This window comes from Ferroplasma sp., from assembly GCF_031200575.1.
Classification (GTDB): Archaea; Thermoplasmatota; Thermoplasmata; order Thermoplasmatales; family Thermoplasmataceae; genus Ferroplasma.
The window spans coordinates 1,213,441-1,225,719 of record NZ_CP133597.1 but is presented as its reverse complement, the minus strand read 5'-3'; the positions used below and the strand labels follow the sequence as shown (position 1 = coordinate 1,225,719).

The window sequence follows — 12,279 nt, the reverse complement described above, 5'->3', positions numbered from 1 at the left end:
TGATTCAGCAAATTTAAAATACAATGGAGGCATAAAAGATTGTTAGGTATAGGTTTTTCATAGGAGGATGTATTTTCTAAGGAATGGTATGGCTATAACTATAATATATCATGCACTGCTAGGGATGCAATCAGTGCAATGGGTGATTCAATAATAAGGAAGCTCAATGGCATAGTACCTGATAATATTACATTGAGGACAGATAACGGTCCACAGTATATCTCTAAGAAGTTCAATAACTATCTTAAAATAATGGGAATTAACCATGAATACATAGAAAAGGAAACACCTGAAGAAAATGGTGATATTGAAAGTTTTCATAATTAAATTAAGACTGATTACATATGGATCAATGAAATCAATAATTTCAGCGATGGCAAAATAATAATAGAGAACGCATTCTATGATTACAACAACATAAGGTCGCATTCCACATTGGATTATTATTCCCCATCTGAATTTGAAAATAAATATAAAAATGATGTGAATTTCAGAAAAGAGTATAAACTATATCTGGAAAAGTTAAAGAAAAGCCAGCGTAACAGGTATATAAAAAATAAGAAGGTGATGTCAAGTGTCTCTTAGAATGGATAAAAAAGTGTACAAAAAAATATGGGTCAGATCACTTCTCTTTTCAAGCCCTTCTTTCTATTTATAGGATAATGATACTTCATTATATATTATTTATAGAATCAATAACATAACTAATCTCATCTTCATTTAAATACGGGTCTATTGGAATACTTAATTCTGTGTCTGCAATTTTAGAACTGTTTACTAGGGAATTGATATCATACTTCAAATATTTTAATGCAGGTTGCAAGTAAGGTGGCACAGGATAATGTATTATGGACATAATACCTTTTTTTTGAAGTTCCGATTTTATACGTTCCCTTTGTTCAGAAAATATGGGGAAGATATACCAGTTTGGGGTTGCATAATCTGCTATCTCTGGCAAAACGATTCTTTTATTATGTATTTCATTTAAATATCTATCAGCTATATACCTACGCCTTTCATTCCATTTATTGAGATATTTTAGCTTTGCGTTTAAGAAACCTGCCTGAATTTCATCTAGCCTAGAATTATAACCAATTAAATAGCTTACATAATTCTCCTTCTCACCATAGTTCCTCAGCAATTTCGAATTATAATTAATATTATCATTATCTGTAGCAATACATCCAGCATCGCCAATAGCACCCAAATTTTTTGTTGGGTAAAAGCTAAAACATTCAGCCTCTGCAAGTGAGCCTACAACTTTACCTTTATATTTTGCCCCGTGGCCTTGTGCTGCATCTGTAATAACCCTTAAATTATTTTCTTTTGCGATTTCATTGATAACATCCATATCTGGAGTCTGGTAATATAAATGCACGGGCATGATTACACGTGTTTTCTCCGTAATTTTATGTGGTATCAAATTGGCATCTATCTGTAGTGTCCTTATGTCTGCATCTACCGGTATAGGAACATAACCAGCTCTGATAATGGCAATAAACGTAGCTATATATGTATTTGCCGGTACTATAACCTCACTTCCTTTTTCTAAGTTCAACGATTTTAAGGCGATGGTTAAAGCATCCAAACCGGATGCCACACCAATGCAATATTTGGATTCAACAAACTTAGAAAAATTATTCTCAAATTCTTTTAGTTTACTTCCAAGAATATAGTAGCCCGAAGACATTGTTTCAAAATAACTAGTATCCAATTCAAGCTTTAAATCATTATAAAGCCTATTAAAATTTTGAAACTTAATTATCACTTGAAATCAGCTCCATAAATTTATCCTTATCTCTTATATACTCATTCTCATTATACTCCCCATCTGCTAAGACCATGTAAAGAGAGTTATTAGTTAAACTCCTGATATTAATCCATATTAAAGGACTTATAATTATTCCCTCATATTCTGTTAATAATAATTTTTTGTTCTCTATACTATTATAAAGTTCTATTTCTAATCTTCCCGAAATGTTAAATAAAATCTGAGTTTGTCTATAATGTGCATGTCCACCTCTGATAACATTTTTTTTTGATGTTTTTACATAATATACGCGCTTGATTTCAAAGTTATCTATTGGAATATTATCCGTAATAACTGTTAATATCCCCCTTTCATCTATATGAGGTGCAGAAAAATATTTAATGACCTTTTCATGAGGACTCATGGTACTCCACAATAGCCTATAAGTATAAATACTTAGTTATGGAATAGATGATAAAGGGAAGGACTGCATTGATTAAATAAAAACAAATAATAATATCTTAGGGTGTCCAAACATACGTCAACTCACGATGTACATTATTTTCCTCCCTGAGATTCCAGTTATTTTATTGGCCATTACAATACAGTTGTATGCAACTCCTCCTATGAAAAACCTATACTTAACAATCTTTTATGCCTCTATGATATATTAAATTTGCTGAATCGTCATGCACATTACCATTTTTAGCAATTCTTCTCATGTTGTTTATTTTCTTTAATGACAGTTCTTCAAGCCTTTTAAAGTATAATTCATCAGTATTGACTGTTTCAGTTCTTTCCCTTTCAATGTATCTTACATTGTTTTTTAACATTGCATAGATTGTTTCTGCTAGTATCCTTGCTATTGCTATTATTGACCTCTTCTTCCCTAATCTTCGTACTATGCTCAGATATTTAGATTTGAACTTCTTTGTATACTTTATTAATGAATGTGCTGTTTCAACTAAAAAGAATCTTAATAATGATGGACCATGCTTTGTTATATGTCCCATTACCTTTTTTTCACCTGATGAGTATTCACCTGGTATTAGTCCAGTGTATGAGGCGAACTTAAGCTTGTTATAAAATCTATTTATTGTTCCTATTTCTGATAATATTCCTTGGTTATGGATAGTTTAAACTTATACAAAGCTAAAGAGATATATATAACGGATAATTTATATAATTATATAAGGGAGGTAATGTAAATGCCGGGACGATTATATACAGGCGAGGAAAAATTCAATATTATAATTGAGTCGCTTAACAGCAATGAAACTATAGCAGAGATATGCAGGGAGCATGGAATACCAGTATCAATGTTCTATAAATGGAAGGAGCAGTTCCTGGAAGGTGGGAGAAAGGGCTTAGAAGGAAAGGATCCTGACAAGTCTTTAATGAAAGAGAATGAAAGCCTGAAGGCAATAATAGGCGAAATGACAATAGCAAATGAAATTTTAAAAAAAATTATATGAGGAGGAAAAGGTAAGTTCAGTGGATGAGATGTATAATAATGGAATGAAAATAAGCAATGCATGCTATTATTCCGGAATCAACAGAATAACATACTATTACAGGAAGAAGCATGAAAACATTGAGGATAGAAGATCTTCAGCAAGGATTGATAACAGTACCATTAATAAAATAATAGAGCTATGCAGAGAAAGAGTAACATATGGATATAACAGGATCTGTGTAAACGCCGGTCAGGATCTGTGCAAAAACGTCGGTTTGGAATTGACCCACTTTATATATACTTTTCCTCATTTTATCACTCCCTTTTATCTTTTTGGAAAGAATTCCTCTTCCTGTCCTTAATCCTGTAGGATTCGCCTTTTATATTGACAACTGTGCAGTGGTGCAGTATTCTATCGAGCACTGCTGCAGCCATGACCTGATCCCCGAGAACCTCCCCCCACTCTGAGAAAGATTTGTTGGATGTGTAGATTGTTGACTTTCTTTCATACCTGGATGATACAAACTGGAAGAACAGGTTGGATTCTTCCCTTGTCAATGGAAGATATCCTATCTCGTCCACTATCATTAATTTAAAGCGTGAATATGTCTTTATCCTGTATTCTAAGCGCTTCAAATCATAATCCTTCTTTAGTGTCTGCACCAGTTTCACTGCAGATATGTAATATGCAGGAATATCAGACATGATTGACCTCATTCCCAGTGCAATGGATAGATGTGTCTTTCCTACACCGGGTGGACCTAAGAATACAACATTCTCTGTATTGTGTATAAACCTTAGTGTCATCAGTTCATCAATCACCATTCGATCTATTGATGGCTGGAATGAGAAATCAAAATCATCTATTGTTTTCCTGAATGGGAAACCTGACCAGTTAAGCATGTTCTCCGTCTTCTTTGATGTTTTGTGCTTCAACTCCTCCGATAATAAATGGTCAAGTATTTCCATTACAGGCCTATTTTTTGATGCTTCAAGGTATGAATCTATAGTGCTTTCCATCGTTGCCATACCGAGTTTTAAAAGGCATTCATGAACCCTTTCATATGGACCCATTACATCACATCCTCATACCTTTTCAGGTCACGTTTCTCAACAATGCTGGAATATGTATTCTTATTCTCATCCCTTATTGCTTTTAACAATCCATCAAAATGTTCCTTCTTTCTTGATATCCTGCCGGTTCCATTGAGTATGCCATGTTCTGCAACTGTTGCTGAATCAATTTCAATTATTATCTTCCCTGAATTCTCCATAACACCGCATTCCCTGCCTGCATATTTCCATGGCACCGAATACCTGTTTCCCTTATAGGAAACATAGCATTCCCTCGATACCTTTCTGGTTTCCTTTTTATGTGTAAAGTATCCTGGCACAGCTGATATTGAATTGAGGTTTTCCCTCTTTTTCCTCTCTGCAGGTATTTCATGTGTTGTTCCATGTACCTGTGAATTAACTCTCTTCAGCCATTCATGGCACTGGATGTTTATGTCATTTAGATCTGTGAATGTTCTTCCATTGAAGAAGTTGTATCGAAGATATTTGATTGTGTTCTCAATCTTTCCCTTTGTCTGCGGCCTGTATGGATAGCATAGCCTCATTATTATCCCATAATAATCTGCAAAGTCCATGAATTTCTCATTGAAATGTGATTCTTGTGTATTGGCCTTTCTTTCAAGTACAACCTGCTTCATATTGTCATATAATATTGTGTCTGTGAAACCGCCAAAGTATTCAAATGCATTTAAATGCATTTTTATGGTATTCTCTGTGGATATGTCAGTGGTGAATTCAGCATACCTCATCCTTGAATATCCCAGTATCATTGAGAATGCATATAATTTCCTTGATTTGCCATCATATTCTATATGTCCAAATTCACCAAAGTCTACCTGTGATTGATTTCCCGGTCCAGTTTCATAGCGGTACACTGCCTGTATTGGCCTATTCTTCCTGATATCGTGGCAGTATTCTTTCAGTATTGTGTAGCCACCATTGTATCCCTTCTTCCTTATCTCTTCCAGTATCCTGACAGCAGAAAGATTGTCTCTTTCAATGAGTTCCTTTACTGTATCCCTGTTAGGATCAAGCTTAGATGCTTTTTTCTTTTTATTTTTCTTCACAGGTTCACCCTTGAGATACTTCCTGACACTGTTCCTGGATATTCCCATCTCCTTTGCTATTGATCTTATGCTCATTCCATCATTCTTCATATTGCGAATCATTCTCCACACCTCAAAACCATACAATTCTGACCACTGTTTTGTATAACGCATGGGTCAAAATTAAACTGGCGATACGGGTCAATTTTATTCCGGCGAAAATGCACAAAAATCAACCGGCGTTTACAATCTGGGCATTATTAAGGAATTCAGGCATAAGAATAGCCAGAAAAACTGTATATAAAATAATGAAGGATAATAATATGACACTTCCAGTGCACGATCATAAGAACAGAAAGGAACTGAAACTACTAAGAGCTGATAAGCCTGAAATGCTGATTGAAACAGATATTACTTATATTCCAACAAACAATGGAATGACCTATTTAATGTGTATTAAGGATGTATTCTCCAAGGAATGGTATGGCTATAATTATAATACATCATGCACAGCTAAGGATGCAATAAATGCAATAGATGATGCTATTATAAGGAAATTCAATGGTATAATACCTGATAATATTACATTAAGAACAGATAATGGTCCCCAGTACATATCTAAAGAGTTCAATAATTATCTTAAAATAATGGGAATTAACCATGAATACATAGAAAGGGAAACACCAGAGGAAAATGGTGATATTGAAAGCTTCCATAATTCAATTAAAACTGATTATATATGGATCAATGAAATCAATAATTATAATGAAGGTAAAATAATGATAGAGAATGCATTCTATGATTATAATAATATAAGGCCACATTCTACCCTTGATTACTATTCACCTTTGCAGTTTTTAGGTAAATGGAATAATGATAGTAGTTTCAGGGAATATTACAGAGGATTTTTAAAGAATTTGAAAGATAGTTACAGAAGAAGAAAGATTAATTATTATAAGAGGTCGATAATAAATGTCTCATGAAATGGAAAGATTTTTGTTTAAGAATCACTATCCAACATCAATATTTCTGTTTCTATTTCCTTTTCCATATCCTTAATGTATGATATGTCATTTAACAGTGATCTCAGTACTATTTTATCAGAATAATTAAGATTATTATAATTATTCTCTATTTCTTTTAATCCCTTCTTACCGAACGGGTCTGTAGCTTTTATTATTATTCCATAGGATGTTAACAGTGCATGTACCTTATTCTTCTTCAAGGTTATCTCTTCCCCCAGGGAATGCCTGTATCTAACCAATGACCTGGTATTTTCTATTTCCCCTGATGTAATGTATATCTCCTTCATTCCACCCTTCCTGAATACATCTGCAAGCTGGAATGAATCCTCCCTGTCTGTCTTCTTATAATTGTTTGCTATTTCAGGAACCTTTGCAGGATTTATCAAATGTATCTTATAGTTTAATTTTAATAATTCCTTAGAGAGATACTTGCCTGATGTAGATGATTCTATTACAATATCATGATCCCTGTAATCAGATAAAAACCCATTCACTGTCTCCATATTATTCTCCATATTCCTCTGGACAATAATAGTACCGTTATCCTCCATAGCCGTAGCATATACGGAACGTTTATGTACATCCAAACCAATTACCATTTAATCACCTCTTAGTGGTTCTGTGAGATTCTGAATCGTAGACTCGACAAACTCCTATTCACCTTATTAGATATTAATAAGGTATGAAATCGAGTCGAAGGGCGGGTATTCTAATTAACGGCCTCGAAGGTCAAATATACCAACAACCGCCTCCGATTCTCACAGCTATATCGTCATATAGCTGAGGCTAAATAAGGTTTTTCATGATTTCTAAATAATATCTATATGATATTATGAATATTTAACTTTACTTACAAAAGTTTTTTCCATTTCGCTAGCTGTGAATAATGATTCGATAGTTCCAGCATCTATCCACTCATTATCAATTATTCTATATTCAATATCATCATTGTCCAGAAAGTACTTATTCACATCTGTGATTTCCATTTCGCCTCTTTTGGACGGTTGTACTTTGTTAATTATATCAAAAACATTACTTTTATATTGATACAAACCTATGATGGCAAGATTTGATGTGATTTTTTTTGGTTTTTCAACGATCTTTGTAATCCTTCCATTCTCAATATACGCTATTCCAAATCTTTCTGGGTCTTCCACTTTTTTTAAAAATATCCTACAACTTTTACGCAATGGTTCTCTTAATTCTTTTACATTCCCAAAAATTATGTTGTCACCAAGTACAACAGTCATATCATCGATATATACAAAATCCTTAGCTTTACTCAAAGCATCGGCGATACCTTTAGCACTTTCTTGCAAGGCATATGTAAACCTTACATCGAAATCACTTCCACTTCCAAGCAGCAATAGAAAATCACTTGTCCTTCTTTTATCTGTAACTACTAGTATGGAATCAATAGCTGCACTTTTTAAAGTATTAATGGGAAAATATATCATAGGTTTATCATATATAGGCAATAGATGCTTATTTGTAACCTTTGTCAGAGCTTTCAACCTTGTACCTGTACCACCGGCAAGTATTATACCTTTCATATAGACATAATTGGCATTCATAATTTAAATTTTGGCTAAACATTTTATATGAAATATATATTTAAGAATATGTCTAAAAATATTTTGATAACAGGAGGATATGGTTTTATAGGCACAAACTTTGTTAAACACCTATTAAAAAGCAGTGATTATAATATTACAGTTTTTGATAAATTGACATATGCATCCAACATTAAGAATTTAGAAAAGGAAAACATAAAATTTATAAAAGGCGATTTATACAATAAAAACGATGTTAAAAGTGCCATTAATAATATGGACTATATTGTAAATTTTGCAGCAGAATCCCATGTTGACCGTTCAATTATAAACGCAGATGATTTTTTGAATTCTAATATATATGGTGTCTACAATATTTTAAATTATATTAAAGAAAATAAAAATATTGAAAAATTTATTCACATATCCACAGATGAGGTTTACGGTAATGCAATAAATACAACCTTCAGCGAGAATTCATGCCTTAATTCGAATAATCCTTACAGTGCAACAAAGGCCTCTGCAGACCTTTTAATAATGTCATATTATAAAACATACAAAATACCAGTATGCATTACAAGGAGCTCAAATAATTACGGACCTTACCAGCATCCAGAGAAGTTGATACCAAAAACAATAATATATTCGATTTTAAATAGGAAAATACCATTATATGGAAATGGAGAAAATACAAGAGACTGGTTATATGTTGAAGATAATGTAAATGGAATATTAAATATTTTAATACATGGAAAAAATGGGGAAATATATAATATCGGATCAGAAATAGAATTATCAAATATTGACATTGTTAGAAAAATCCTTAAATTTATGGATAAACCAGAATCACTGATAAATTATGTAAATGATCGGCCAGGAAATGACCTTAGATATTCAATGGATTCATCAAAAGTAATGAAATTGGGTTTTAAGCCTAAAATAGACATAGATAATGGACTGAAAAAAACAATTAATTGGTATGAAAATAACAGAGAATGGTGGTCTGGATATCTTGATAACATAGATTTATTTAATAGATTTTAGAATGTTTATATATTTTAAACAAGAAAAATAATAAGTTTCTTACCAGTTTCCAATACTTAACCCTTATCCTACCATGTCATATTTACAGGATAATTTAATTTTCAATTATTATGAAAACAGTGAAGGATATACTGAATAAACCAGCAAATGAAATATCAGAATCAATGAATCTTGATATAAACTCAAAGAGGATTAAATTCATTGACCATGTATATGCCATAATTTACAGTGCACTGCATGGTTGTGATTTAACCGATACTTCCATTGACAATGGAATAAGCAGGTCATGGCTGTCGAAGCTTAATAGAAATAAAACCGTACATGCCATTTATCCAGCTTTTCTATAAATTATTAGATCCATACATCAGGGCACATGACTACAGGGTATACAGCAAATACATGCGTGTTCTTGCTATAGACTCAACATTCATTAAAACATTAATGAATGGTTCAGGCAGCTATAAGGGAATATCAGATGGAATGAAGATACATGTCCCTGCAGTAGTATTCCCATTTACAGTTCCACTGAATGCACACATATCATCTGCAAATGTAAATGATTCATCATTATTTGATAATATTATAGAAGACATGGATAGTAAAATATTATACTCATCCATTTTAGTATTTGATTTGGGCTACTATAACTTAGACAGGTTCAGGGAGCTTGCTGATAGGACTATATTATTTGTTTCCAGGATAAGGAGAAATGCTGTATACACTGAATCAGGGAGAGTCAATGGCCATGAAATGATTGAAATGAGTAATGAATTGAATTTAAGGATTGTAAGGGTGAATGTTGATGGTTCTGAGTACAGGTATATTACAGACATAATGAATTTACCTGATAGATATATCTACTATGCATACAATTTAAGAAGGAACATAGAGGAATTATTCAAGAGAGTGAAATCACAGTTAAAGATAGATCGCCTATTATCAAAATCATTGAATGGGATGATAATACAGGTATTCTCCTATATGATTGCATATATCATTGTAAACATGATAATGGAATCCATTGGAATTATGGTTTCATTCCCTGAAATCATCAGGGGAATAAGGCATGGGTTTATAAGATACTTCAATAATATTTACCATCTTGATCTATCCAAAATATAGCTAAAATAAATCAGTACGGCATCCCCGAATGGGGAATGCCTTACGCCCTTGCCAGTAAATATTATAAACTTTTATTTAAGAATTTCTGATATTTCCATTATTTATTCTTTATTTCGTATCAATTGATTGGTAATTTGACTTTCTGTGATAATAATTACCATGGATTATGGATAAAATATTAATCAGTTAGTGGAGAATCGAAAAGAAATATATTAATATTGGAAACTGGTAAGTAAGTTTATAATTAACAATACTTTTGCATTTATCCTGAAAATAACCTCGATTTGTAGTTCTTTTTGATAATTAGAATCTCCTTTATAGCCCTAGAACATTCACCTATTGTCTTAAAAATCCTTCAAAACAGTTTCCCTCATGATCTCCTATGAAAAACCTATACTTAACAATCTTTTTTGCTTCCCCGGTATATTAAATTTGCTGAATCCCTCTGCGTATTGGCATTGTTAGCGATTCTTCTCATGTTGTTTATCTTCTTCATTAACAGTTCTTCAAACCTTTTAAAGTATAACTCATCAGGATTGGCTGTTTCACTTCTTTCCTTTTCACTGTATCTTACATTGTTTTTTAACATTATATAAATTGTTTCTGCCAGTATCCTTGCTATTATTGACCTCTTCTTCCCTAATCTTCTTACTATGCTGAGATACTTGGATCTGAACTTCTTTGTAAACTTTATCAGTGAATGCACCGTTTCAACCAAAAAGAATCTTAATAATGGTGGTCCATGCTTTGTTATATCGCCCATTACCTTTTTTTCACCAGATGAATGCTCAGATAGTATAGGTCCTGTATAGGAAGCAAACTTGAGCTTGTTCTCGAATCTGCTTATTGTTCCTATTTCCGATAATATTCCTGATGCTGTGTAGAAGTTTATTCCGGGAATTGTCATTAATAATTTTATGTCATTGCTGTTATCTGCTCTTGATGATATCTCTGCTTCTATTTCCCTTTCCCTTTCTTTTATAAGTGATATGTCATTTAACAGTGATCTTAACACTATTTTATCGGAATAACTGAGATTGCTGTAATTACCCTCTATCTCCCTTAATCCCTTCTTACCGAACGGGTCTGTAGCTTTTATTATTATTCCATAGGATGTTAACAGTGCATGTAATTTGTGAAGCATTTCTGTTTTACCATAAAGATGTAGCTGGTATAAATATAATAATGTTAGTAATCTACTATAATTAGATACAGATATTCCTTAGGGGAGGAATTGACCTTAAAAAAATAATTATGAAAGGAGACATCTGCCACTTTCAAAAGATGATAGGCGAGCATATAATGATATACGAATAAGAAGCCCCAATGAGAACTAATTACTCTCACCATGCACTCAAGCTTATTGCAAACCTTTAAATATAAAATTATGATTAGTTTTTCGATGAAGCGAGAAGAGAAGTACTTGTCATTAAATGCCAAAATAAAAATTGCAAAAACTGTTATAGATGATTCAATAAATACATTTAAAAGACCCGCAATTGTATGGAGTGCAGGAAAAGATTCAACTGTACTATTGAACCTAGTGAAAGAGGTATTTGAATCTAAAAATATGAAAATGCCTCCTGCAATACTGATAGACCATGGACAGCACTATGATGACACATACGATATGGTAAAAAAGATATCAGACGACTGGAATTTTAGGGTACTGTATGCAAGGAATGATGATTTCATTTCAAAAGTAACGGATGGAAAGGCGCTGATTGATGACCTGAATGAAAATAATAAAAACGAATTGAAAAAGATTAATTTTGATATAAATAAAAAATATATTGATTATTCCCTGGATACATTTGAGGGGAACCATTTATTAAAAACAGTACCATTTAATGAACTTATTATAAAATACAGGTTTGATGCATTGTATACCGGGGTTCGCTGGGATGAGAATGAGGCAAGGTCTGTAGAAACATTTATTTCAATAAGGAAAGACCCTGAACATTTCAGGGTGCAGCCTGTAATATTATTCACTGAGAGGGATATATGGAATTATATGTTTGAATATAAGCTTCCTGTGCATCCATTATACTACAAGGGATACAGGTCAATTGACGGCAAATACGATTCAAAGAAGATGAGTGACAGGCCTGCATGGGAACAAGACTTGGACAATACAGAAGAAAGGGCAGGAAGGGCACAGGACAAGGAAAAGATGATGGAAAGGCTGAGAAAATTCGGATACATGTAA

Annotated in this window: 16 protein-coding genes; 8 read left to right on the top strand and 8 right to left on the bottom strand. The window is 32.8% G+C overall.

Annotated elements, in window-relative coordinates:
* Window positions 1-138 precede the first annotated feature (138 nt).
* Window positions 139-327, top strand: a complete 189-nt coding sequence (locus RE471_RS06640; RefSeq protein ID WP_309214039.1) for a hypothetical protein — start codon at window positions 139-141, stop codon at window positions 325-327.
* 346 nt (window positions 328-673) lie between these two features.
* On the opposite strand, the gene RE471_RS06635 is transcribed toward RE471_RS06640, so the two are convergent.
* From RE471_RS06635 to RE471_RS06625, 3 genes are all read right to left on the bottom strand, one after another.
* On the bottom strand, window positions 674-1,768 hold the full coding sequence (locus RE471_RS06635) for a DegT/DnrJ/EryC1/StrS family aminotransferase (RefSeq protein ID WP_309214037.1): 1,095 nt from the start codon (window positions 1,766-1,768) through the stop codon (window positions 674-676).
* Window positions 1,758-2,174, bottom strand: a complete 417-nt coding sequence (locus RE471_RS06630) for an FdtA/QdtA family cupin domain-containing protein (protein ID WP_309214036.1) — start codon at window positions 2,172-2,174, stop codon at window positions 1,758-1,760. Before RE471_RS06630 ends, RE471_RS06635 begins: the two co-directional genes overlap by 11 nt.
* 217 nt (window positions 2,175-2,391) lie before the next feature.
* Window positions 2,392-2,856: a transposase gene (locus tag RE471_RS06625; protein WP_309215745.1), complete on the bottom strand. Its 465-nt coding sequence runs from the start codon at window positions 2,854-2,856 to the stop codon at window positions 2,392-2,394.
* Between the two features lie 102 nt (window positions 2,857-2,958).
* Here RE471_RS06625 and RE471_RS06620 point away from each other — a divergent pair, with 102 nt between their 5' ends.
* Both RE471_RS06620 and RE471_RS06615 read left to right on the top strand, forming a co-directional pair.
* Window positions 2,959-3,225, top strand: a complete 267-nt coding sequence (locus tag RE471_RS06620; RefSeq protein WP_309214035.1) for a transposase — start codon at window positions 2,959-2,961, stop codon at window positions 3,223-3,225.
* A gap of 19 nt (window positions 3,226-3,244) precedes the next feature.
* The gene (locus tag RE471_RS06615; protein WP_309214034.1) at window positions 3,245-3,568 is read left to right on the top strand and encodes a hypothetical protein; all 324 of its coding nucleotides are present in this window, start codon (window positions 3,245-3,247) and stop codon (window positions 3,566-3,568) included.
* On the opposite strand, the gene istB is transcribed toward RE471_RS06615, so the two are convergent.
* Complete coding sequence (gene istB, locus RE471_RS06610; protein ID WP_309214033.1) at window positions 3,522-4,280, bottom strand: IS21-like element helper ATPase IstB; 759 nt, start codon at window positions 4,278-4,280, stop codon at window positions 3,522-3,524. The genes RE471_RS06615 and istB overlap by 47 nt on opposite strands.
* A complete protein-coding gene (gene istA / locus RE471_RS06605; RefSeq protein ID WP_375379258.1) occupies window positions 4,280-5,473 on the bottom strand; it encodes an IS21 family transposase in 1,194 nt (397 codons plus the stop codon). Before istA ends, istB begins: the two co-directional genes overlap by 1 nt.
* Before the next feature lie 14 nt (window positions 5,474-5,487).
* Here istA and RE471_RS06600 point away from each other — a divergent pair, with 14 nt between their 5' ends.
* A complete protein-coding gene (locus RE471_RS06600; RefSeq protein WP_309214031.1) occupies window positions 5,488-6,309 on the top strand; it encodes a DDE-type integrase/transposase/recombinase in 822 nt (273 codons plus the stop codon).
* A 17-nt stretch (window positions 6,310-6,326) separates the two neighbouring features.
* Here the strand turns inward: RE471_RS06600 and RE471_RS06595 are convergent, their stop codons facing one another.
* Window positions 6,327-6,950 (bottom strand): transposase, encoded by a 624-nt coding sequence (locus RE471_RS06595; RefSeq protein ID WP_309214029.1) that lies wholly within the window; start codon window positions 6,948-6,950, stop codon window positions 6,327-6,329.
* A 231-nt stretch (window positions 6,951-7,181) separates the two neighbouring features.
* A complete protein-coding gene (locus RE471_RS06590; protein WP_309214028.1) occupies window positions 7,182-7,904 on the bottom strand; it encodes a sugar phosphate nucleotidyltransferase in 723 nt (240 codons plus the stop codon).
* A 69-nt stretch (window positions 7,905-7,973) separates the two neighbouring features.
* Between RE471_RS06590 and rfbB the strand changes: the two genes are divergently transcribed.
* The 3 genes from rfbB to RE471_RS06575 all read left to right on the top strand — a co-directional run bounded on the left by rfbB (window position 7,974) and on the right by RE471_RS06575 (window position 10,070).
* A complete protein-coding gene (gene rfbB / locus RE471_RS06585) occupies window positions 7,974-8,948 on the top strand; it encodes a dTDP-glucose 4,6-dehydratase (RefSeq protein WP_309214026.1) in 975 nt (324 codons plus the stop codon).
* Between the two features lie 110 nt (window positions 8,949-9,058).
* The gene (locus RE471_RS06580; RefSeq protein WP_309214025.1) at window positions 9,059-9,295 is read left to right on the top strand and encodes a hypothetical protein; all 237 of its coding nucleotides are present in this window, start codon (window positions 9,059-9,061) and stop codon (window positions 9,293-9,295) included.
* Window positions 9,270-10,070: an IS4 family transposase gene (locus tag RE471_RS06575; RefSeq protein WP_309214024.1), complete on the top strand. Its 801-nt coding sequence runs from the start codon at window positions 9,270-9,272 to the stop codon at window positions 10,068-10,070. The genes RE471_RS06580 and RE471_RS06575 overlap by 26 nt, the downstream gene beginning before the upstream one ends.
* Window positions 10,071-10,467: 397 nt before the next feature.
* Here RE471_RS06575 and RE471_RS06570 read toward each other — a convergent pair whose 3' ends face one another.
* Entirely contained in the window at window positions 10,468-11,214 is a 747-nt protein-coding gene (locus tag RE471_RS06570; protein ID WP_309214023.1) for a transposase, read from the bottom strand.
* Between the two features lie 258 nt (window positions 11,215-11,472).
* Here RE471_RS06570 and RE471_RS06565 point away from each other — a divergent pair, with 258 nt between their 5' ends.
* Complete coding sequence (locus RE471_RS06565; RefSeq protein WP_309214022.1) at window positions 11,473-12,279, top strand: phosphoadenosine phosphosulfate reductase family protein; 807 nt, start codon at window positions 11,473-11,475, stop codon at window positions 12,277-12,279.